At 41.9% G+C, this 23161-nt stretch carries 24 protein-coding genes; 12 read left to right on the top strand and 12 right to left on the bottom strand.

The window, feature by feature from the left end; translation table 11 throughout:
- Positions 1 to 83: 83 nt before the first annotated feature.
- The 3 genes from LN995_RS03290 (at position 84) to LN995_RS03300 (ending at position 2618) form a co-directional block, all read left to right on the top strand.
- Positions 84 to 1586, top strand: a complete 1503-nt coding sequence (locus LN995_RS03290; RefSeq protein WP_229958339.1) for a catalase — start codon at positions 84 to 86, stop codon at positions 1584 to 1586.
- 184 nt (positions 1587 to 1770) lie between these two features.
- Entirely contained in the window at positions 1771 to 2076 is a 306-nt protein-coding gene (locus LN995_RS03295; protein ID WP_229958340.1) for an ArsR/SmtB family transcription factor, read from the top strand.
- 143 nt (positions 2077 to 2219) lie between these two features.
- Complete coding sequence (locus tag LN995_RS03300; RefSeq protein WP_229958341.1) at positions 2220 to 2618, top strand: rhodanese-like domain-containing protein; 399 nt, start codon at positions 2220 to 2222, stop codon at positions 2616 to 2618.
- 96 nt (positions 2619 to 2714) lie between these two features.
- On the opposite strand, the gene LN995_RS03305 is transcribed toward LN995_RS03300, so the two are convergent.
- Positions 2715 to 3590, bottom strand: coding sequence for a helix-turn-helix domain-containing protein (locus LN995_RS03305; protein ID WP_229958342.1), 876 nt, complete (start codon positions 3588 to 3590; stop codon positions 2715 to 2717).
- Between the two features lie 78 nt (positions 3591 to 3668).
- Positions 3669 to 4067, bottom strand: coding sequence for a DUF983 domain-containing protein (locus LN995_RS03310; protein WP_229958343.1), 399 nt, complete (start codon positions 4065 to 4067; stop codon positions 3669 to 3671).
- 363 nt (positions 4068 to 4430) lie between these two features.
- Here LN995_RS03310 and LN995_RS03315 point away from each other — a divergent pair, with 363 nt between their 5' ends.
- The 7 genes from LN995_RS03315 to LN995_RS03345 all read left to right on the top strand — a co-directional run bounded on the left by LN995_RS03315 (position 4431) and on the right by LN995_RS03345 (position 14275).
- Entirely contained in the window at positions 4431 to 5657 is a 1227-nt protein-coding gene (locus tag LN995_RS03315) for an exonuclease SbcCD subunit D C-terminal domain-containing protein (protein ID WP_229958344.1), read from the top strand.
- Between the two features lie 62 nt (positions 5658 to 5719).
- Positions 5720 to 6184, top strand: a complete 465-nt coding sequence (locus LN995_RS03320; protein WP_229958345.1) for a YcxB family protein — start codon at positions 5720 to 5722, stop codon at positions 6182 to 6184.
- A 44-nt stretch (positions 6185 to 6228) separates the two neighbouring features.
- A complete protein-coding gene (locus LN995_RS22005; protein WP_229958346.1) occupies positions 6229 to 9876 on the top strand; it encodes an AAA family ATPase in 3648 nt (1215 codons plus the stop codon).
- Between the two features lie 106 nt (positions 9877 to 9982).
- Entirely contained in the window at positions 9983 to 10459 is a 477-nt protein-coding gene (locus LN995_RS03330; protein ID WP_229958348.1) for a hypothetical protein, read from the top strand.
- 355 nt (positions 10460 to 10814) lie between these two features.
- Positions 10815 to 12800 carry a tetratricopeptide repeat-containing sensor histidine kinase gene (locus LN995_RS03335; protein ID WP_229958350.1) on the top strand — a complete coding sequence of 662 codons (1986 nt, stop codon included), beginning with the start codon at positions 10815 to 10817 and terminating at the stop codon, positions 12798 to 12800.
- A 149-nt stretch (positions 12801 to 12949) separates the two neighbouring features.
- On the top strand, positions 12950 to 13813 hold the full coding sequence (locus LN995_RS03340; RefSeq protein ID WP_229958352.1) for a thermonuclease family protein: 864 nt from the start codon (positions 12950 to 12952) through the stop codon (positions 13811 to 13813).
- Between the two features lie 45 nt (positions 13814 to 13858).
- Positions 13859 to 14275, top strand: coding sequence for a hypothetical protein (locus tag LN995_RS03345; RefSeq protein ID WP_229958354.1), 417 nt, complete (start codon positions 13859 to 13861; stop codon positions 14273 to 14275).
- A 45-nt stretch (positions 14276 to 14320) separates the two neighbouring features.
- Here the strand turns inward: LN995_RS03345 and LN995_RS03350 are convergent, their stop codons facing one another.
- Together LN995_RS03350 and LN995_RS03355 are read right to left on the bottom strand one after the other, a co-directional pair.
- Complete coding sequence (locus LN995_RS03350; RefSeq protein WP_229958356.1) at positions 14321 to 15175, bottom strand: universal stress protein; 855 nt, start codon at positions 15173 to 15175, stop codon at positions 14321 to 14323.
- A 195-nt stretch (positions 15176 to 15370) separates the two neighbouring features.
- Positions 15371 to 16429 carry a DUF6687 family protein gene (locus tag LN995_RS03355; protein WP_229958357.1) on the bottom strand — a complete coding sequence of 353 codons (1059 nt, stop codon included), beginning with the start codon at positions 16427 to 16429 and terminating at the stop codon, positions 15371 to 15373.
- A 183-nt stretch (positions 16430 to 16612) separates the two neighbouring features.
- Between LN995_RS03355 and LN995_RS03360 the strand changes: the two genes are divergently transcribed.
- Positions 16613 to 18082, top strand: coding sequence for a nicotinate phosphoribosyltransferase (locus LN995_RS03360; RefSeq protein ID WP_229958358.1), 1470 nt, complete (start codon positions 16613 to 16615; stop codon positions 18080 to 18082).
- Between the two features lie 90 nt (positions 18083 to 18172).
- Here LN995_RS03360 and LN995_RS03365 read toward each other — a convergent pair whose 3' ends face one another.
- The 5 genes from LN995_RS03365 to LN995_RS03385 form a co-directional block, all read right to left on the bottom strand.
- On the bottom strand, positions 18173 to 18469 hold the full coding sequence (locus LN995_RS03365) for an HNH endonuclease (RefSeq protein ID WP_229958360.1): 297 nt from the start codon (positions 18467 to 18469) through the stop codon (positions 18173 to 18175).
- A 194-nt stretch (positions 18470 to 18663) separates the two neighbouring features.
- Positions 18664 to 19092 (bottom strand): response regulator, encoded by a 429-nt coding sequence (locus tag LN995_RS03370; RefSeq protein ID WP_229958362.1) that lies wholly within the window; start codon positions 19090 to 19092, stop codon positions 18664 to 18666.
- A 28-nt stretch (positions 19093 to 19120) separates the two neighbouring features.
- Positions 19121 to 19912: a sensor histidine kinase gene (locus tag LN995_RS03375; RefSeq protein ID WP_229958364.1), complete on the bottom strand. Its 792-nt coding sequence runs from the start codon at positions 19910 to 19912 to the stop codon at positions 19121 to 19123.
- Positions 19909 to 20538 carry a hypothetical protein gene (locus LN995_RS03380; protein ID WP_229958366.1) on the bottom strand — a complete coding sequence of 210 codons (630 nt, stop codon included), beginning with the start codon at positions 20536 to 20538 and terminating at the stop codon, positions 19909 to 19911. The genes LN995_RS03375 and LN995_RS03380 overlap by 4 nt, the downstream gene beginning before the upstream one ends.
- Positions 20539 to 20570: 32 nt before the next feature.
- On the bottom strand, positions 20571 to 20897 hold the full coding sequence (locus LN995_RS03385; protein ID WP_229958368.1) for a hypothetical protein: 327 nt from the start codon (positions 20895 to 20897) through the stop codon (positions 20571 to 20573).
- Between the two features lie 219 nt (positions 20898 to 21116).
- Between LN995_RS03385 and trxA the strand changes: the two genes are divergently transcribed.
- Complete coding sequence (gene trxA / locus LN995_RS03390; RefSeq protein WP_377470090.1) at positions 21117 to 21485, top strand: thioredoxin; 369 nt, start codon at positions 21117 to 21119, stop codon at positions 21483 to 21485.
- A 68-nt stretch (positions 21486 to 21553) separates the two neighbouring features.
- Here the strand turns inward: trxA and msrB are convergent, their stop codons facing one another.
- The 3 genes from msrB to LN995_RS03405 form a co-directional block, all read right to left on the bottom strand.
- On the bottom strand, positions 21554 to 22132 hold the full coding sequence (gene msrB / locus LN995_RS03395; RefSeq protein WP_229958371.1) for a peptide-methionine (R)-S-oxide reductase MsrB: 579 nt from the start codon (positions 22130 to 22132) through the stop codon (positions 21554 to 21556).
- Between the two features lie 474 nt (positions 22133 to 22606).
- Positions 22607 to 22900 (bottom strand): ATP-binding protein, encoded by a 294-nt coding sequence (locus LN995_RS03400; RefSeq protein ID WP_229958373.1) that lies wholly within the window; start codon positions 22898 to 22900, stop codon positions 22607 to 22609.
- Positions 22901 to 22947: 47 nt separating this feature from the next.
- Positions 22948 to 23085, bottom strand: a complete 138-nt coding sequence (locus LN995_RS03405) for a response regulator (protein WP_229958375.1) — start codon at positions 23083 to 23085, stop codon at positions 22948 to 22950.
- Positions 23086 to 23161: the final 76 nt, after the last annotated feature.

Consider the following 23161-nt stretch of genomic DNA (forward strand, 5'->3'; position numbering starts at 1 on the left):
TTGATAAATATAGCCCATTGCTATACTTTTGAACAACCTTAATGATTGATCGCAATCACAACATCAGTTTAAAGTATATAGCCATGAGCGAACAAGAAAAAACAGTAAAACTAACCACAGCTTCAGGTAGACCTTATTATGAGCATGAAAACAGTTTAACAGCAGGCCCCCGAGGACCTGTGTTACTGGAAGACTATATTCTGCATGAGAAACTGGCACATTTCAACCGAGAGCGAATACCAGAGCGCGTGGTACATGCAAAAGGTAGTGGAGCTTATGGTACCTTCACCGTTACCCACGACATCACAAAATACACCAAAGCCAAACTATTTAGTGAGATAGGTAAAGAGACACGCGTGTTTCTGCGTTTCTCAACAGTAGGTGGTGAAAAAGGAAGTGCAGACAGTGAGCGTGACCCTCGTGGCTTTGCACTGAAATTCTATACAGAAGACGGCAACTGGGACTTAGTAGGAAACAACACACCTGTGTTCTTTATTAAAGATCCTAAGAAGTTCCCTGACTTTATACACACACAAAAGCGCGACCCTTACACGAATTGCAAAAGTGCAACCATGGTGTGGGACTTCTGGTCTCTTAACCCGGAAAGCTTACACCAGGTGCTCATACTGATGAGTGACCGGGGTACTCCGTACTCTTACCGCCACATGCATGGTTTCGGTAGTCACACGTTCTCTTTTATCAATAAAAATAATGAGCGCCACTTTGTAAAGTTCCATTTCAAAACCTTACAGGGAATCAAAAACTTTGTAGATGCAGAAGCTACGGCCATGAAAGGTTTAGACCCTGACCAGGCCCAGCGCGACCTCGTAGAGGCTATTGACAGAGGCGACTTTCCTAGATGGGCAGTAAAAGTGCAGATAATGACCGAAGAAGAGGCCACAAATTATAAGTGGAATCCGTTTGATGTTACCAAAGTATGGTCTCAGAAAGATTTCCCTCTTATAGATGTAGGTGTACTGGAGCTTAACGAAAACCCTGATAACTACTTTGCACATGTAGAGCAGGCAGCTTTTGCCCCTGCGCATATTGTAGACGGCATCAGCTTCTCACCAGATAAAATGCTGCAGGGCCGTATACTTGGTTACCCTGATGCACAACGTTACCGATTGGGTGCGAACTACGAGCAGATTCCGGTAAACAGATGCCCATTTGCGACAAATAATTATCAGCGTGACGGTGCTATGCGTGTAGATGGTAACGGAGGCAAAGCTCCAAATTACTTCCCGAACAGCTTCAGCAATGTGCAGCCTGACCCAATTTACAAAGAGCCTGCACAAAACCTGGGCAATGTAGTAGCTGACTGGTACGACCGCAATGGCGAAAACGAGAACGACCACTACACACAACCTGGTGATTTGTTCCGCTTAATGACTCCCGAAGAAAAGAAGAATACCATCAGCAATATTGTTGGAGCCATGAAAGGCATTGACGGACCTAAAAGATTAGAGATAATTAACAGACAGTTGTGCCACTTCTTCCGGGCTGACATAGCGTTAGGCTTAGGTGTTGCACAAGGTTTAGGAGTAGACATAAGTGCTTACTCTGATACGCTGCATGCGAACTAAGAATAATTAAAACACAATTAAAACAAAAGAGCCGGCAAATGCCGGCTCTTTTGTTTTAATTGTGTTTCGAAGGTATAACTTGGCCAAAGCGGAACTTCTTACTCATATCAATTGTATCCAATTTAGCATCTATGAAAAGATGTTCATATCTATACAAAAGAATACAAGCATAGGAGTTATAAAAATGAGTACCTTAAAAGTCAGGGTTGATAAGAAGAAGTTGGAAAGGGCAGCCTATTTGCTTAAATGTGTAGCACACCCTGTACGCATCAGCATAATAGATTTACTGGAGCAAACTGATCGCCTTAGCGTAAGCCAGTTGCAGGAAGCCCTGGAAATAGAACAGTCACTGCTTTCGCACCATTTAACCAATATGCGCGACAAAGGCATTTTACTCACGCAACGAGAAGGCAAAAACGTTTACTACTCCCTTCCCGATTTAACTATCACGAACATAATTGAGTGCATAAATAGCAGCAAAACTTTTTAGCAGCAGCTTTGCTTTTTCTTGGATGTGCTGTACAAAGCTTGCTATTTTTGCAGACAGATTAGTAAATTTCTTTATAAAAAGTTTCAGACTAATTATAAAGAAATTTTTGTTTCCCCTGAACCTGTTAATTAATTCTACTCCCTATGAATGTATTCCTTATTATTACTCTTGCCGCAACTCTAAACTTTTGCTCATCCCAGCAAGATACAGATGCAGTTAAACGCCTGACACCAACAGAGTACAAGGCACAGAAAGCAACATCTAAAGAACCGGTTCTGCTGGATGTACGCACCCCTGAGGAGTTTACAGAAGCTCATGTAAAAGGTGCTAAGAACTCTGACTACCGCGGCGGCACATTTGCAGAAGACATGAAAAGCTGGGACAAGAAAAAAACTTACTATCTCTACTGTGCCACAGGTAATAGAAGTGGTAAAGCAGCCCAGATGCTACAGGAAGCAGGCTTTGAGCGGGTATACAACATTGGCGGATTTACAGCCTTAGAGGAAGCAGGTCTGCCAACAGTATCCCCAAAGCAGAAGTAATCAATCTACACAGAAAGGCAAGGGAACCATTGCTTATAAGCTGCACACCTGCTTTACACTGACTTCAGAACATTTAAGAACAAATGAACTCTTATGTCAATGAGATTCCCGAAACTGCTTTGGCGTAAATCCGGTGTGCTTTCTAAAGAAACGTGCAAAGTATGAGTTGTCAAAAAAGCCTAGTTCTGCTGCTATTTGCGTAACAGAGTTTTCAGAATGAATCAGTAAACGGCTGGCCTCCAGAACAAGTCTATCCTGTATACACTCTGTAGCAGTTTTCCCAAAAGCGCGTTTACATGTGTCGTTCAGCTGCTTAACTGTTACATGTAACTGCTCTGCATAAAAGCTAACAGGAAGATGTTGCTTATAATGCTGCTCTAGCAGATCTTCGAACTGCTCTAACTCCGATAATATTTTTGCCTTATTCTGCTCATCTGGATTCTGGGACTGGTACACTCTGGTCAACAGAATAAAGATGATGTCCAGATAGTTTCGAATAATATCCTCTTTCTTCCACCTTTGCCCTATATACTCCTGCTCCATCTGCTGAAAAATCGACTGCAAAAAGATCACTTCATGTTCTGAAAGCTGAACCAAGGGTTTATGCAGCATATTGTTGAAGAAAGGGTAAATCCTGAGCTTCTTTTGTGGTTGCTCAAGGAGGTAAAAATCAGTACTAAAAAATATAATCGTTCCCTTTGCATCAACCGAAAGCTGCCAGGAATGTACCTGACCTGGACTTAAAAAGAACACTGTTCCTGGTTTTACAGGATAGGTTTTGAAATCTATGGTATGTGTACCTGTTCCATAAGTTACTAAAAGAACAATATAAAAGTCATGCTTGTGCGGCTTTTGAATAAATGCGTGCTCCAACAAGTGCTCTTCAAAATATTTTATATAAAAGTTAGCTTTTGCATAAGCCTGAGGCTGAAAATTTTGAATCTGATAAACAGGTAAATCTTTTCGTGGCATATCGGCTTTTTTTAATAAGCCCAATATACTATAATTGGATAAGCAAGTTAAAAGCATCTGTTTAGAAAATAGTGGGAGCTACTCTTTCTTAATTTCCTCACAGGGCCCTTTGTAACTAATAAAGAAGTTTATCCACATAGCCCTCGATAACCTGAAGTTGATTGGGAGCAGCCCTACCACAATAACAAGAATGGCTATGACCATCATCGTTATTGATACTTCCTCTACCAGAAAACTCAACGCAATCCAGACAGCTATAAAAATAGCTGTACTAAAAGCATAGCTTACAAACATAGCTCCATAATAATACCCTGGCTCCGGCTCAAAAGGCTGCCTGCAACAAGGGCAGAACTCGTTCATTTTATCAAATTTACCAGGCTTATACAAGGTGTTAGGAGGAAACATATCTCCTTCATGGCACCTAGGGCATTTAACAGTTAAGATGCTGTATAACTTAGTCTCTTTCCAACTCTTCATAGCAAAATTGTTTTCCGGTTATTTCTGTGCAAAAATAAAGTACATTCAGCCTCTCCTTACAGGACAAAACGCACAAAATACAGCACAGTTATACATACCCTTTTAGTCACAGTAACACCTACGATATTTGCACAGGTTATGGCAGAGCAACGCAAACAAAGGTTGATAAAAATACAATACAACTGGAGAGTCATAACTTGTAGTACAACTGTCAAATCAAAAAATAATACAGATCAAGACTGAAAGTAAGTATCTCTTGCTAATCGAATAACCACTCTTCCCTAAAAAGTAGAAGCGCCGGCTTGTAACATACCTATATTTTAATTTATCTTGGAGGCTGTATCAGGAGAAAGGAAAAGGGATATGCGCATACTACACACTTCAGACTGGCATTTAGGCCAAAGGCTCGTTAACCTCGAACGCACCGAAGAACACCAGCATTTCCTCAACTGGCTGCTACAAACTTTAGAAAATGAACAGGTTGAGGTGCTAATAATGTCTGGTGATGTCTTTGACACAGGTTCTCCTTCCAATACTGCTTTCAAACTCTACTATGATTTTCTGCGCAAGGTATGTACCACCTGTTGCCGACATATTATTATAACCGGAGGCAACCACGACTCTGTATCTACCTTAAGCGCTCCTAAAGAACTACTGGAATGTTTCAACATTCATGTTATTGGGGGAGCCACAACCGACCCGCTTGATGAACTAATTGAGCTATACGATAAAGCAGGTAAGCTACAGTTAGTTGTCTGTGCTGTTCCTTTTCTCCGTGACCGGGATGTACGCCTGTCTGTTTCAGGGGAAACATACGAAGAGCGGGAGGTGCGCATTAAACAAGGCATAGCGGCTCATTATGAAGCCTTTGTGCCACATGTGCAACAATACAAGCAACAAAGTGTACCTGTTATAGCCATGGGGCATTTATTTGCTGCAGGAGGCTCCGCATCAGACAGTGAGAAAGAAATACACGTTGGAAACCTTGGGCAGATCGGGGCTGATCAGTTTCCAAAGGAATTTGATTATGTAGCACTTGGGCACTTGCACCGCCCTCAGAAAGTAAACAATACCCATCACATCCGCTACTCCGGCTCTCCTATTCCGCTTAGCTTCAGCGAAGTAACAGACAAAAAAGTAGTATTTATACTTGATTTTGATGCTGATAAACTGACAGAACTGCGTGAGCTGGAGATCCCCTGCTGCCGTAAGTTAGTACGCTTCAAAGGCTCTCTGGATAAAGTAAAACAACAACTCGTGCTGTTTGATAATAGTGCAAACCACTTACCTGCTTGGGCCGAAATACAGGTAGAACTTGACTCGCACCTCCCCGACCTAAACCAGCAACTGGAGGAAGTACTTGCCCTGAAGCCTGAAGTGCAAGTACTTATTCACCGCCCGCCCATTATAAAGGCTAATAGGCAGACACTGGAGCAACAGGTGCAACAGGAAACGGACTTACATATTTTAAGCGAAAAAGACGTTTTTTTAAAACGCTGTGAAAGCTCTTTGCCTGATGGTGATCATACAGAACTGGTATCAACATTTTCAGAGCTTCTGGAACTGATGGGGCAGGCGGAAGAAAGCTGAGAAGGTTATTTACTTACAACTTACATAAGCCAGTTTCAACTTTAACAGAAAGAGCATTAGCTGTGATACGCACAAACACTTATTCACTGGACCCAAAAAGCTACTTTAAGATAATGGCCGTTAACAGGCTGCGACGTTACTGGTGGCTGTACCTGCTTTCACTAACATTCAGCTTGCTGCTTTTAGAGCGATTTGGAGAAGACCCTGTGGCAACCATTTATGTTTGCATCGCGCTGGCATACTTAGTTGGCATCTTTATTTACCTGTACTTTATAGCTAATTCCAGTAAGAACAAGAACCTTTTCATTCCTCGCCGCCTCATCGTTTATTCCGAAAAGATTGTATCTCAGAGTGAAGACAATGTGCACAATGAACTTCCTTTGAGCTATATTATCAATGCCATTGAACGAAAATCGTACTGGCTGCTTTATATTGCCAGGTCTCAGTTTATCTATATTCCTAAAAAAGCTTTTGTCTCTCCTGAGGATATGGCTGCTTTCAGAAAGCTAATCCCCCGGAGAAAGTAAGTCCCATACCTTTATCTTTGCCCTAAGCTCTAAAATCTTTTACCGTGAAAATTTTAGCCGTACGTTTCCAGAACCTCAACTCTCTGAAAGGAGAGCATGAAATTCGCTTCGACCAAAGCCCTCTGTCTGATGCCGGTCTGTTTGCTATTACAGGCCCGACAGGTGCTGGCAAAACGACTATACTGGATGCAATGACAGTAGGCCTCTACGGCTTGGTACACCGCCACAACCAAGACAAGCCTCTGGAGCTAATGACTCGCCATACAGCAGAGAGCTATGCTGAAGTAGAGTTTGAGGCAAAGGGCAAACGCTATCGTTCTAAATGGCACCTGCGCCGTAGCCGGGGAAAAGCAGACGGTAACATACAACCGGTTCACATGGAGCTTTACGATTATGCTGAAGATGCCCTACTTGACCTAAAGCCCAGTCAGGTACCGGATAAAGTGGCGGAACTTAGCGGGTTAGATTACAACCAGTTCCTGCGCTCAGTCATGCTCTCACAAGGTGACTTTGCCCGTTTTCTTAAAGCTAACCCAAACGAGCGAAGTAGTCTGTTAGAGAAAATTACCGATACCGGCATTTATTCTGAAATTTCAAAATTTGCTTTTGAGAAAGCAAAAGCTGAACGTCTAAAACGTGAAGACCTGGAACATAAGCTACAGGACAACAAGCTTCTGCCAGAAGAGGAACGTAAAGCTTATGAAGCAAGCATTGCAGAGCTTACGGGGCATGAAAGTATACTTGGGCAGGAAACCGCCAGGTTACAGGAACAGATACAGTGGCTTACCCAGGTACAGCAGTTACAAGCAAAGTCTCAACAGCACCTGATAGCTTTGCAAACACAGGAGCAAAAATTGGAAAGCTTGCAACCTGACTTTAAGAAGCTGCAACAACATGAGCAGGCACAGCAATATGAAAGCCAGCTTACCCGTATTGAATTAGCTAATGGCCAACTGGTACAGGTACAGTCGCAGTTAGACACGCTGAAAAACCAGTTACCTGTATTGGAAGCCGAGCTTGAATTAGCAGGTAAAGTAGCCTCCGAAGCAGGTAAGGTGCACCATCAACAGGAAGAAGCACTGCAAAAGCTGGAGCCTTTACTGGAAAAAGTAAATAAGCTGGACCACCAGTTACACACCATACGTGAACAGTACCAGAAGGAGAAAGCTGCTTATGTGCAGTTCGGGGAGAATCATCAACAGGAAAAAACATTGCTGGAAACAAAGCAGCAAAGTCTTGATAAGCTGACACAGGAAGCCACCAATGTTAAAAATTGGCTACAGGAACATGAGCGCCTGCAGGATTTAAGCGAGAACCTGCATGTTATAAAGCAGTCCATAAAAGACCTGCAAGAGGTAGAGCTACGGATAAAACGATGTCAACAGGAGCAACAGGAACTACAGAAACAGCTACAGCAGGAAACTTTACAGCAAGTACAACTAACAAAAAAGCAGCAGGAAAATACTGATCAGAAGCAAATTGCCGACAAGCAGAAGAAGGAAAAGATCGCACAACTGCAAACTTTACTCGCCGACAGATCTATTGACGATTTAGAACAATCGGCACAGGAACACCCTTTGTTATTGGCTCGCTACGAAAAGCTACTGGAACTGGCAAAGCAAAATCAGCAACAGAAACAAAAAGTACAGGGGCTTACGCAACAGCTCATCCAGCAGGAGTCAGAAGTAAAGGCGCAACAGCTTAGCCTGACGGCTACACAGCAGCAATACACTGATGCGACAGAACGCCTGAAATATATTCAGAAGCTGGTGCTATTGCAACAGCAAATCCAGAAATACGAGGAGGCACGGCATATGCTTCAGCCTGGCCAACCGTGTCCACTCTGTGGCTCGGAGCAGCACCCATTTGTAGAAAGTGAATATAACATAAGCCTACCGGAAGAAGTACAGAAACGGGATACACAACAGGCATTAGTAACTGAACTGCAGCAAAGCATACATAATTTAAACCTGCAACTTAGCACGCTGCAGCAAAGGCAGCAGTTAGCCTCCACAGCCAGAGCTGAAGCCGAAACAGAGGTTAAACGCTTGCAACAGGCTTTTGCTGCCAATGCTGTAGATATAACCATAAGCATTGAGGAAGCGGAACGTTTAGAACAGCTGATACAACAGCAAAAGCAGGAACTAGGGCAGCTTCAGCAAAAGCTTGTAAGAGCCAGGGCTTACAGCAAGGAGCTGGAAAGCATGAACCAGCAGGGCCAGCAATTACGCGAAGCACAACTGCAGCTACAGTCTCAGCTGAACCAACTGGAGCAATCAAGGAAATACCTAAAAACACAGCTGGAAAAGTTAGCGGTAAGCCTGGAAGATGAAAAGGAGCAGCAGCAGGCGCATACAGAAACGGTCGAGTCGATTGCTGCTACATTTGGCTTGCTATATAAAGCTGAGAAGCGGCAGGAGTTACTGCACACGCTGGAGCAACAGGCAGCAGCTTATGTACAAAAGCAGCAGAACCTGGAAAAAATGCGCACTGCCTACGTGGAGTTGAACGCCGAGGTAAAAAGCCTGAATTTAAAAGTACAGGAGAAGCAACAGGAACTGAAAGCCAGGCAGGAGAATCTGAAAGAGGAACATTTAAAACTTTCTCAGCTAAAAGAAGAGCGGGTACAACTGTTTGGCGAGAAAGACCCGCAGCAGGAGCGGCTACGGGCACATCAAGAATTAAAAGCCCAGGCATCACAAGCCGAAGAGGCCCGTACTGCTCAACTGAAAAAGCAACAGGAACTACAGGAGAGCCGCCAGCGCCAGCAAGAGTACCAGCAAACACATCATCAAAATAAATCTTTACTGGATGAGTTGCGTGAAGGGCTGCTACGTGTGCTTCAACAACAAGGCATAGAAACAATTGAGGCGCTTAGCCAAATGCTTATCAATAAAGATGAGGCCACCCGCCTGGCTAACCTTAAAAACCAGGCAGAAAAGCACCTGACAGAGCTGCGCAAAAGCCTGAGCGATGTACAACACGAACTCGCACAGGTAAAGTCAAAAGATATGACAGGAGAAACTGGAGAAGCGTTGCGGGAGCTGCATCAGGAAAAGACAAAGCAGCAACACGAACTGATTGCCCAACGTGCCCGCTATCAGCAGCTACTGGAGCAGGACACTCAGCAACGTGAGAAAAACAGGGAACTGGCAGAGCAGTTACGAACACAACAGCAGGTGTGCCACCGCTGGGAGCAATTGTCGAGCCTGATCGGTTCAGCTGATGGCAATAAGTTCAGCCGCTTTGCGCAGGGGCTAACACTGGCACGCCTCGTAGAACTGGCAAACCGTCATTTGCAAAAGCTAAACGACCGCTACCGCATCCTTAAATCTTCAGAAGAAGACCTTGAGTTGCTTATTGTGGATACTTACCAGGCAGAAGCTGTCAGGCCCATGAATACCTTGTCTGGCGGCGAAAGCTTTTTGGTAAGCCTGGCGCTGGCACTTGGCCTCTCCGACCTGGCTGGCCGCCGCACTCAAATTAACTCTTTGTTTATAGATGAAGGCTTCGGCACGCTGGATGCTGAAACACTGGATGCTGCTATTTCTACTTTGGAAAACTTGCAGGCAAGCGGGAAAATGATAGGTATAATCTCACACGTTGAAGCACTGAAAGAACGAATAAGCACACAGATCCGGGTAAAAAAACAAGCAGGAGGTGTAAGTAAGGTAGAGGTAGTAGGTTGGTAAAGGAAATAGTTGTAAGTCATTCTAAAATGCCCTCTCGCCAGAATAAGAAATCAATAAGATAATTCAAAGTTTAATGGGTGTCAGCTATACAATATTTCCAATAAGATTGGCTCAATCAGATGATGATTTGAAAAGTCATATCAATTCATTAAAAATGCAAGGCAGAATGAATTTGGATAATATTGAAAAAGAAAGCAGGTTTCCTACTTTATTAGAAATACAGGATTCGATAAAGAACACTGATTTAGAAATTTTATCCGAATCAATAAGCTTAGACGAAATTGAATTAAAAAAAGGAAAAGAAGAAACAATCCATTCGTTTAGTATAAAAGACAGTGAAATAGGATATGGAGCAGATTTTACTTTAAAATATCCGCAATCCTTTAAAGTTGATGAAGAGATAAAAATATTGCTTGCCATAAAAAGTGACCTAAGGATTTTGGTGAAATTACTTTCAAGTTTGTCAAAAAAATGCGGTTCATTTATCGTTTTGACGCCTTATGAAGCAGGTTTTATTGATAAATCAAGAAGTTTTAATGAAAATTGGGACCAAATAAGAAAGGATAGCTTAAAAGGACGATAATAAAATAAACGACTTACAACAATGCAAACAGGTTATTGGGCATTAACTTGTAAATTCAGGCACCATAGCCATTTATAAAATAAACAGCAACCGGAAACTGAAGAGCCATCAAATGCCCAACACCCAGTTTGCGGAACGTTAGCTGTTTTTGCTAAAGCATATAAAGCAGTTGCTGCTGATTCAGCCTGACAACATAATACACAAATAAGATATAGCTTTTGTTTCTATCTCCTTGAGAACCTATTTGTAATAATATATTAGCTAATAATAACTTATAGTTTACCAGAAGGACCTCTAATAAATGTTAGAAAAGAATATATTACCTTTTATATTTGGGGAAAACCTCTGACACTTAATGAAGTTTCTACTGCTTATTGTTTGCTTTCTTTCTACTTTCAGCATCATTGCCCAACAGTCTGATGAAAAAGAACTGAAAGCTAAACTGGAGGCATCTACCGATCCTGCTCAACAGGTAAGGCTTTTATGCGAGCTAAGTAAGCTTAGTTGTAATGTATCTCTTTCCTCCTCATTAACTTATGGTAAAAAGGCTGCGGCACTGGCTAAGGAAGAAGACAATAAAGCTGGGCTAGCATTAGCTTATAATAGTATAGGCATTGCTTATGACACGTATGGTGACTATAGCAAGGCAACTGACTACTACTACAAATCCCTCCGTATCCGTGAGGCTATTGCTGATTCATCCGGCATATCAGCCAGCTATAATAATATTGGTTCCATTTACAGTGAACAACAAAAGTACCCTGAGGCTACAGAACTATTTATTAAGTCTTTACACATTGCTGAATCCATACACGATACAGCTTCCGCTGCCCGTTCCATTAACAACCTGGGCAGCATCTATCAGCAACAGGGAGACCTGAAGAAAGCCTTAACGTATATTTTACGTGGGCTGCAGCTGAAAGAGCAAGTAAACGATTTACCGGGCGTACTCATCAGTCTTAACAATGCTGGTTTCCTTTATTCAGAAACAGGAGAGTGGGAAAAAGCTATTAATTATCATAGGCGTGCACTAAAACTTAATACGACGGAAGGCAATTCGCTGGAGAAAGCCTACGCCTTATATGGTATGGCACAGGCGTATATGTTTGGGAAAAGGCCTGACCTTGCTCTGCCTTATGCCTTACAGAACCTTAAAGTTGTACAGGCCATCAACTCAAAGAATGAAATACAAATTGCAGCTGAACTACTTAATAACATATACATAGAACTAGGAGATTACGAAAATGCACATGAGTACCTGACACTGCAAAACCAGTACAAAGACAGCTTACATAATACCGAGGTGGATTTAAAAATAGCAGAACTACAACTGGCTTATGAAAAAGAGAAAACCGAGCAGGAAAATCTACTACTGAAGGCCCAGCATAATCTACAAGAAGAGGAGCTAGAGCGCAGAAAAGCAGTACTGTACTCTACTGTATCCTTATTTATAATGGCATGTTTCATAGCTCTTATATTTTTTAAAGGCAGACAGGGTTTGCGTGTAGCAAATAAATTGTTGTTACAAAAGAACCAGGAAGTATTACACCACAGTGCTGTTTTAAGTAAGCAGAAAGAGGAACTTGCTACCCAGGCAGCGTTGCTACAGACGCAGAAAGAAGAGTTAGAGCGGCTGAATACTGTAAAAGACAGGCTTTTCTCTGTTATTGCACATGATTTAAGAGGCCCTTTAGTATCTCTTAAAGGGCTCATCGGAATTGTGGCTTCAGGAGCAGTTCCGATGGATAAGTTGAAAGGGTTTATGTCGACGCTGGAAACAAGCCAGCAAAATGCACTTGCTTTACTGGATAACCTGCTAATATGGGCTAAGTCTCAGATGCAGGGAATGGAGATTAAACCTGAAACACTGCAACTGTACAAGCTGGTACAAGAAAACGTTACTCTACTACAGCCACAAGCGGTTCAGAAAGAAATCACCCTTAAAAATGATGTAAAACCTGAAGCCACCATATTCGCAGACAAAGAAATGGTAAAGCTTATCCTCCGAAACCTTATTTCAAATGCGATTAAGTTCTGCAATGCAAATGATGTTATTCGTATTACAGCTGTGTCTGTAAATACACATATGGTTATTACAGTAAAAGACTCGGGTGTAGGTATGTCTGAGGATACGTTAGCACAATTGTTCAGCAGCCAGAATTATACGACCAGAGGTACTGCAAATGAAAAAGGAAGCGGTATAGGCCTAACGCTTTGCAAAGAACTTATAACCTATAACAACGGACACATAAACGTTAAAAGTGAGCCAGGCAAAGGGAGTGCCTTTATATTTACAGTTCCTATAGGCCAGTCCGTAAGCCAAAAAGTAGTGCTCCTATAGCCTTAAATAGACATAAGATAAGCTAATATAAGTTTATAATGTTTCAAACTAAAGTTTTCTGCTTACTATACATGAGCATGACTTAAGTGCCGCAGACTTTCTCTTTTGCACAACTTTGCTTACCTATGCACCTCTATTAGCGCCCCAACATGACCAAACCTTTAAAACAATTACTACTTATAATATTTGCTGTTTACACGGTATTATCATGTAAACAGCAAAGCAAAGAAGAAGCGCAGGAACAGTTTCGGGAGAGGCAGCAAGCTATCTTTGAACGGGCTGAGGTAAATTCAGGTGGCCAGGATGAAACGGCATCATCAACTGACAAAATAACTATTGAACAATTACCTGCCACGGTATCTGAAAAAGACAAGCCCACATCAACAGCTGGCGATAAAGTAGTGGCTATAAAAGATGGTGACACCATAGAGCTACTTCAGAATGGGCAGCCTGTAACGGTACGCTTATACGGGGTAGATACACCGGAAAAGAATCAGGATTACGGGCAGCGCGCAAAGCAGTTTACATCAGACTTGGTGTTCAGCAAAAGTGTACGGCTTATAGCACACAACAAAGATCGTTATGGCCGAACTGTAGGCACTATTATACTTCCGGATGGACGCAGCCTGAATGAAGAGCTAGTAAGAAACGGGTACGCCTGGCATTACAAAGCTTATTCTACTGATCAGAACCTGGCGAACCTGGAGGTAGATGCCCGCCGGTTTAAACGTGGCCTTTGGCAGGACCCAAACCCTACAGCGCCCTGGGACTTCCGCAAAAACAAAAGAAGTGGTGATAGTTTAAGCACAACCAGTACAATGGCAAAAGCACCTGTGCCAGCGGGTGCTACCAAGCGAGCAGTATACCTTTGCAACAGTTCCGGATCAGCTGTTTATCATGTAAAAGTCAATTGCTCGGTGCTAAAGCGTTGTAAGGCCGAAGTACTGACCGTTACCGAAGCTGAAGCTATCAGGCAGTATGGCAGAAGAGCTGACAAAACCTGTAGCAAATAGTTTATTTTACTATCTTTGGCTATATAAGACAAGCTATACATTTTAATGAACTTATCCCTTATTAAAGAACCCATTCAGGCTTTGAAAAGCCTTTTAATTGTTGTTTCCGTTTCTACTGCCTTGTTTTCATGCCAACCTGCAGAAAATAAGGATGCAGTAAATGAGACCACCCCTCCCACAGAAACACAGGCGGGTGCAGATACTACCCAGAAAAGGCCAGCTCCTGATTTCTTTATCATTCCACCGGAACTAGCTGATAAGCGGGTATGGATATGTGAGAACGGTACGTCTGATATCTTTCACACACAACATGATTGCCCTGTGCTGGCGCAGTGCAATGAAACTGATGGCACTTTCAAAAATGTAACTCTTACACGGGCTATTGAGGCCTATGGCCGCTACAACTGCGAAACCTGCAGTAAAGACTTAGATCATATTTTTGATAAAGACATGGTAAGGTAAAGAGAAAGGCTACTTTAAAGTAGCCTTTCTCTTTACCTTACCATGTCAGCTTTTTCTCCCATGAAGTACCAGCAACGGCACATCTGCCTGATAAGTCATGCGCTCTGCAAGGCTCTTTGAAAACAGCTCCTGCAAAAAGCCTTTTTCTTTTCTGACAACTGCCAGTACGCTTCCATTTGCTTCTTTGTAGTAGTTCTTCAGTCCTTCATCCCGGTGTTTACTTACAACCTCCTGAAACTGCATGGGCACATCATGATAATCTTCATTAAGCTCTTGCCAGAACTCATTCGCTTTTGTCGTGCTGGCTGCTGTTCTCTCCTTTACCACATGCACCACATCTATAGGAGCCCCAAACAAACTGCCAAACCCAACAACTTCATTCAGCGCATATTTATCCTCTGCGCTATAATCAGAGGCATATATAATTTTCTCTATATCAGCAAATTGCGCATTGGCAGGTATAGAGAGCACCGCACAATTTACCTCCTCTACCACAGCTTCTGTATTACTACCAACAAACAGTTCCTCTAGAGGGCTGCTTAGCCCTGTTGTTCCCATCACAATTAAGTCATAGCCATCGACCTTGCACAAGCGCTCAGCTAAATCAGTAAGTAGGCCTTCCTCCAGTATATAATTACATGTAAAACCGCCCCCACGGTTTGCACCATGTTTTTCTTCAACAAATTGTATCAGTGCTTTTAGTTTTTCTCCAGCATCATGCATCTGTTCATCCAATAGCTCATTGGCCACCAAGGCTGTATCAGAAGTATCAACGACAGGTATATGAATAACATGCATCAGCGACAGGTGCCCCCCAGCACGTTGCGCTATATGAACGGCATAATCAATAGCCTTTGTAGATGTTTTCGAAAAATCTACAGGACATAGTATTTTCTTCATTTTGTGTATTCCTCAAAGAATTGTGTTTAGATATATGCTGTTTATACTATACAAATGAAGAAGAAGTTAATTTTTAATTTTCACCTAAAATGAAACATTTTGAATGATTGTTTTCTGAAAAGATATTATAAAGCCCTTATATAAACCCAATACTACATATTCTTAAAATAAGACTTCTCAAAGTATATAAGCTTACTACTGCCTAGCCATTGCTTTTATTTCCTGCCAAGTCCAGTTATAGCGAGGTTCTATACCAGCATAAGCTTTTCGGAAATGATCTGTTATAACATCCTTTAGTTGATCGACTGCAATAGAAGAAGTGTAAATTCCGCGTTCTGTAGGGTTATCATAAGCTTCCATCCGGGTTAGTTTAGCACCATTAAGACGAAGAAGGGGGCCGGTGTCAGTCACGGCATCAAACGCCCAGCGACGACCGCTTTTTTCCAACTGATTCAGCTTTTCTGCCAGTGGAGCCATACTTAAACGAGGCAACGTAGGCCTTGAGTCAATATCAACCCATGTTGTGTATTTATATTCCAATTCATAGCGGTTCTGCTCATAACAGCTCAAAACTATATCATAACCAATAGTGCGACTAAACAATGCATAGTAATGCACCGGGTGCGGCGTTTCAATAATTATCAAGCCAAATTCAGGGTAACGCGTAAGCTTAGTCTCTGGCTTATACATATCGCGGTAGCCCAGTAACACACTTGCTGCTTCGTCTTCCCATGCGCTCCGCTCCCACTCAGGGTCTTGTAATACCCGTTTGAACTCTCGCAAAAAGTAGTCAAACTTTTTTGGGCAGAGTGTTACTTCCGGCTCCGGCATCTGTTCTGCTCCAAATGGCGGATAAAACAATTCCCGCTCTTTTGCATTTATCCAGCATACCAGTTTCAACGCCTCTCCTGCCAGCGGGTGGTTCAGGTCCAGTTCCCGGAAGTCTCCTATCAGGGCCATTTGCCGCAGTAACTCTTCATGCTCCATAGCCTCTTCGGGGTTCAGCAGTGCCCATACCCCAACAAAGCCATCCACATCAAAATGATTGGCAGTCACATATTGTAATTCAAGTTCTGGCAACCCTAGCTTCATAGCATTTAACACCATGGCTGCACTGGTATCATCACGAACCTCAGGTGGGGTAGGCGCGCCACGCCAGTGCGACAGCATAAAGCCATTGGCATGGGTGCTGTCCACCACGATGGCTTTGTGTTTTTTTATCTCGGAGAAAGGTATAAAGCTTCTTTTTATCACAGACTAAAGGTAAAAAAAGTGTAGCAGAATTCAGACTAAGTTAAGAAGCTTATTCATTTTAAGTATGACTTCGTAGTAAGTATCCTGATTGTGGATGGAAAGCACTAAAATCTGCAATCCTAAAAACTTCGTTTAACTTTGTCTACTCACTTATTCGTATTCCGAAGACATTTTTTAATTATCATGAACATTACAAAAGACATATACGCTACTTCCCTTTCGCTGCTTACTGACCTATACCAGCTGACGATGGCCTATGGCTACTGGAAACAAGGAATGGCTGAACAAGAAGCTGTGTTTCACTTATACTTCCGCAAAAATCCTTTTGATGGCGGCTATACAATGGCGGCAGGCCTGGAATATGCTGTACAATACCTCCAGGATCTGAAGTTTAGAGAAGAAGATTTAGAATATCTAGCTAGTCTTAAAGGTAGCCAAGGGCAGCCGCTGTTTGAACAGGCTTTTCTGGAGTACCTGCAGGACATGCGTTTTAGCTGCGATGTGGATGCCATACCAGAAGGTACTGTTGTGTTTCCTAATGAGCCTCTTGTCAGGGTGTGTGGCCCTTTGTTACAGGCACAGCTTATAGAAACACCTTTGCTTACCATCCTAAACTTTCAAACACTTATTGCCACCAAAGCTGCCCGTATTGTTGATGCAGCCAAAGGAGACCGTGTTATTGAATTCGGAATGCGTCGTTCACAAGGTATAGACGGAGCTTTAGCGGCGACACGCGCATCCTTTATAGGAGGTGTAGGTGCTACCTCTAATGTGCTTGCCGGGCAGCTTTTCGGTATTCCGGTTAGTGGTACACATGCTCACAGCTGGGTACAGGCTTTTGATGAGGAGGAAGACGCTTTTATGGCTTATGGCAAGGCTTTCCCACAAGATTCGGTATTTTTAGTAGATACCTATGATACACTAGAAGGAGTGCGTAAAGCAATTACTGCAGCAAAAAAGCTAGAACCTCAGGGCTTCCGGCTAAATGGTATCCGTTTAGACTCTGGGGATTTGTCTTACCTGAGTAAGGAGGCTCGAAAGCTCTTGGATGATGCCGGATTAACTTATACGAACATAGTAGCAAGCAATGACCTGGATGAGCGTTTTATTACCACATTAAAACAGGAAGGCGCCAAGATTAATGTGTGGGGAATAGGCACCAAAATGGTGACGGCCTATGATCAGCCTGCCCTGGGAGGAGTTTACAAACTAGCCGCACTCCGAAATAATGATGGTAAATGGGAGTATAAAGTAAAGCTTTCTGAGCAGTTGGCTAAAACATCAAACCCAGGTATACTACAGGTGCGACGCTTCCTGAATGAACAAGGCTACATAGCTGATATGATATTTAACGAAGCTGAGGCTCTACCAGAACAACGGGTTATAGTGGACCCGCTGGATAACACTCGCCGAAAAAAAATATCAACAGACACAAAATACTCTGATTTACTGGTGCCTATTTTCAGAAAAGGTGAATTAGAATATGAGTTGCCCACTCTGACTGCTATACAAAGCAAAGCAAAAGAGGAACTAAACCAGTTACACGAAAGTACACGTCGTCATCTAAACCCGTACAGTTACCCTGCTGGTCTGGAGGAAAGCTTACATCAATATAAGTCTGATATGATCTTTAAGTTAAAGCAAGCAAAGTAAGTATGCCAACCTTTTAAATGATGTGTTAATGTAAAGTGAAGAAGCTATAATATTTGATACCTTATTTTACATTAACACATCAAAAGCCAGTTAACGGCTCCTGCTTTTGCTGCGCCTGTTCGAAATACGCTCCAGGCGCTTGTTCTTTACCCACTTCAGATATTTCTGGAGTGCTTCTGCCTTTTGGAGAACTGTAATAGAATTATATTGAGTAGCTAAATCGCGGTTACTAAAAGTAAGATGTAAGGTACTATGGCAAGGCTGGCACAAATCGGCAGTTGCCCCATAACGGCCTCCTTCCTCTCTTGGCACGAGATGATGCTTGCTGACTGCTGCTACCTGGCGCCCACATAATTCACACACATACTCCTGCTGCTTTCTCCTCATTGTAAGATAATCGTATAATATCCTCTTACTTTAAACAAAGTTCAGCTGCCAATAGTTTGTAAATGCTATGTTATGCTCAAAGAATGTAGAATGGTTTTGTACCACAGGCTCTTCAAAATTATCTTCTGTTTAGCTTGTCGTACTGATGGCCTTCAGATAAAAAATAAACGAATGGTGGTATAAAGGAAACAAGTTTAAATATATCTAACAGAAAAAGTTTTTTTTCCACTATGAGGAAAATAACTTTTGCCCTCAAACAGCGTCTGCAAAGCATTTCGTAATTCGTCTGGTTCTGCACTCTTCAGCAAATAACCATGTACTCCCTCATCTAAAAGTGTTTCTACTAAAGACTCCTCTCCATACATAGACATTATCAGGATTCTGATATCGGAATATTTGCTCATGATGTAACGAGCCGTGGCTATACCATCCATTTCGGGCATCTCTAGGTCGAGCATTACAATATCAGGCAAGTTATTTTCTATTTTTTCCAGCAAATCAACACCATTAACAGCATCAGCTATAATAGTAATTTCATCATAAGTTCTGAGAATTTCGATTACACCTTTTCTAAAAAGTGTATGATCGTCTGCAATGGCTAAGGTTAAAGACTTCAGTTTCATATTCCGCAACTGATTATTTATCACTAAATTAAGAAATATTTATTATAAAAACAGCTTTTGTTCCAGCTCCTTCATTAGATTGAAAATCAACAGAGCCATTGAGCAGGGCGATTCTACTCTGAATGTTTACAAGCCCTAGACCATCAGCCATTGTTTTATCCTGAAGCAAAGCTTCATAATTAAAACCAACTCCATTGTCAGTGTAAATTAGCTTTACCTTGTCCTCTTCAAATATAAGATTTATGCTGATACGGGAAGCTTTTGCATGCTTCAAAGTATTGTTAAAAAGCTCCTGCACTATCCGGTATAAAAGTAGTTCAAGCTTTGGTTCTACACGCCTCTTTTTGTCGTTATAGGTCACGTCCATCTTAATTCCGGATTCATAAGGTAAGGCATGCTTCATACCTTCAATAGCAATGGGCAAGCCCATTTTTTCCAGCACAACAGGCATCAGGTCATGCGCAATGCGTCGTACACTGCTGATCACTTCATCTAGTTGTTCTTTTGCTTTTTGGCCAACAGCAACAACAGCAGGTAACTCCAACTCTTGTTGTCTGGTTAGCTGACTTAAATTCAACTTTACCAACGACAGCATAGCCCCTACTTCATCGTGAAGATCGCGGGCTATGCGTCTACGCTCCTCCTCCTCCGCCTGTATAGTTGCTTTCAATAATTGCCGTTGTTTTATATCCAGCAGGTCGCGCACATGCTCCTGGTGCTGCAACATTCGCCGCTGGTATAGCACCACAAACAGAATAATGCCCATCGCCAGAATCAATAAAACAGGCGTGATCAGAAGAACAGGTTTGAGTATGCTCATCTTACTGGAGTTCTGGTCAGTGCCATCATTAGTACAGAATTGAAGAAAATATTCAGCACCAAATTTATTGTGAGGCAAATACGTGCAGCATCATAAGATTCAGCCAAGGCTTGATTAAACATAGCATAGGCCATGGAAGTACCTGCAAAGTAAATAAGAACCCCACAACTTAACACAAACATCGGGTCACGGTCCAGGTAAGTATGGTTGAAATTCTGTAAGGTTTGGTAAAAATATAAAACAGCCATACCAATAAGTAAAATACTTTCTAACACACGCGGTATGGAGTTCATCTGTGTTATACCTTCCCCCAGAAAAGCATTTGCAATACTAACTAATACAAGCCCTGCTACCACAACGGCAACTCCACATTTAAGAAGTGGCTTTTTGAAGCTAACAAAATAATTTGCTGCTAATAAAACGAATTGTATTGGTACATAAAGGTGGGCCAGCCACAAATTACTTTGTGTTCCCATATAAACAGTCAGTTGGGAGGCACCTTCTATAAGAAGAATAAAGCAACAATAAAAAAGAAGTAGCTTAAATAATAAGCTACTTCTTTTAATGATCAAGAGCATGCCAGCCACTATTGGTACAGCAATACTATATGAAGATAGCTCTACCAACCAAGGATAGTACTTTCTAAGGAATATTTCCATTAATCATTCAGCTCACTAACCACACAGTCAGGAGGGCAGACTTTTGACATGTCTGCAACTATTCCGTTAACCATGTCCTCTCCCTCTGCTGTTGCACCTACTAAAATAAGTTGTTTTTGTCCGGCATCGTCTTTCGCATAATACATGCGAATACCCATACAATCCTCCTGCTCCAGAATTTTCTTAAGGATATCACGACCAAAAAAGTGTGCTTTTATCTTTTCACTTTCTTCAGCATCTTTAATCTTTTCCCGGAAATTTTTGGTCCATTTAGCAGCTTGGGCTAATTCTATTGGAGCTCCTTCCGTTCCATCGTACTTTGGCATTATTTATCTTCTTTGGCTTAAAAGTTAAAGCTCAAATATATTGAATTCTTAATTAAGTAAGAATTCAATATATTTAATTGAACATTCAATAGTTATTCTTACTTAATTAATCCATAAAAACCCACTTACTAATTAGTTATAAAACAATTACATCCTGAAAGCAAAATTGCAACAGAAGAAAGCTTTAACTGATAAAGAACAAGGCTGGAAAGCTCCCAAATGTGTAGCTCACCCTTTCATTTAAGTCTGCGTAAAAAGAGATGTAAAGACGAGATAAACATGGTTAAAAAAACATTTGCAGAACTTATAAATGCGCGAGACATGCCCGTACTGGTTGACTTTTACGCCGACTGGTGTGGCCCTTGTAAAACGATGAGCCCCATTGTACAACAAATAGCTGGTGAGTTTGCCGGAAAGCTTAAGGTAATTAAAGTAAATGTGGATAAGAACCAGGGCGCTGCAGCACAGTATCGGGTGCAGGGGGTGCCAACTTTTGTACTGTTCAACAAAGGGCAGCAGGTCTGGCGCCAGTCAGGAGCTTTGCCTGGGCACCAGCTCGCACAAATAATTAAGCAGTATGTAAGCTAACTTGTATAAAACTTAAATTATAAAAAGAGAGGCTGCCTTTTAAACCAAGAAAGATAGCCTCTCTTTTACTATTCAAAACCCAGATGCTTACCAGGTTCAAAATCAAGTACGAGAGAATTCATGCAAAAACGTTTTCCTGTGGGTGGCGGTCCATCATCAAACAAATGCCCGAGATGCGCATCACAACGTCCACATAGTACTTCTGTTCTTACCATACCATAAGTAGTGTCTGTTTCATACACTACACCATTTTTTCTTATTGTTTCAAAAAAGCTGGGCCAACCGCAGTCGCTTGCAAACTTAGCATCGGAGCGAAACAAAGCATTACCACAAGCAGCACAATAATAAGTACCAACACCAGTGTAATTCCAATATTTACCTGTAAAGGCCCGTTCAGTGGCTTTGCCTCTTGCTACCTGATACACATCTTCAGACAGAACCTTTTTCCACACCTCATCAGGCAGGTCAAGTTTAGTTGTATCTGTGCGTGAGTAATAGGGATTCTCTTTCTGTAGATTGTTTTTACCGTTTGTTACCGTACTGCTATTCTCCTTTAGTGTACCTTGATACTCCTTTGCTTCTGGTTTATTCTGGCAACCCAGCAACACGAAAGCTGCCAATGTAAATACTAGTATGATGCGTTCCATTCTGTTTTAACGATTTTACAGCTTATATGCCTTAAAAGCAGTCCTCAGATTCGTCTTTCATGTAGCAACAAATATCTCAGCTGTTTTATTTAATAATGTACAAAAAAACTTAATTTATTTTTGCAATGCCTCAGCAGTGCAACTTCTGCTTCTTCATTGTTGCTGGGCCTGTTCATTAATCTGTAGTCCTTTTTTAAACTTTAAGTTCCTGCATCCACCGCTCATTTAACTTCCCAAACTTATCTTCAAATTTTTAAAAGATAATTTTAAAGCAGAAGTAACCTTTATAAGTAAGTATTCATCAATAAAAAGCTTGTTACCAGCAGCGAGTATAAGAGCGGTATGTTAGTAGCTTGTTACCTCCGATTTTGTATTACATGGTTTTTAGCTGCAGACTAAATGTAGTTGGTCCGTCTGGTTTGCTGTTAGTATTGACGCTGCCTCCGTGCTGTCGCAAAATCTGCTTCGACAGGCTTAACCTATGCCTGAGCCTTGCTTTTTTGTCGTATAGAAAGGTGTGAAAATCTTGTCTATCACATCGTCTGGTACACCTGCTCCATTATCCGTTACATCAACCCAAAGCCGATCTTTCTCATTTGAATCTAAATAAGCTATTACTTCTATACATGGCTCTGCTGCGTGCTGACAAGCTTCCATTCCATTTTGAATAAGATTAATGAGTACCTGTTCCAGCATCTCCGGGTCAGCCAATAGTTGTATCGTATCGTCAGGCAAATACATAGCTAACTTAATGCTATGAGCTTCCATGTCAGGCTGCAATAACCTGTACACGCTGCGCAGCAGTTCATTTACCTTTACGGTAAGGCAGGAATTTTATAAGGGTCTGATGCAGTCATGACTGTGGCAAAGTGCTGCTTCAGAAGCAATCTTCCAACAAGCAAAATATCTTCTTCATCATCTACAATCAGTATTTTACAAGACATTTTAGCCATAGTAGAAAAGCATTTGTGTTCGCCTAAGATATGAATTAGAAAGCATAACTTAAAAACAGTAACAGCCATATTATAC

This window comes from Pontibacter silvestris (genome assembly GCF_020907275.1).
In the GTDB taxonomy this organism is placed as follows: domain Bacteria; phylum Bacteroidota; class Bacteroidia; order Cytophagales; family Hymenobacteraceae; genus Pontibacter; species Pontibacter silvestris.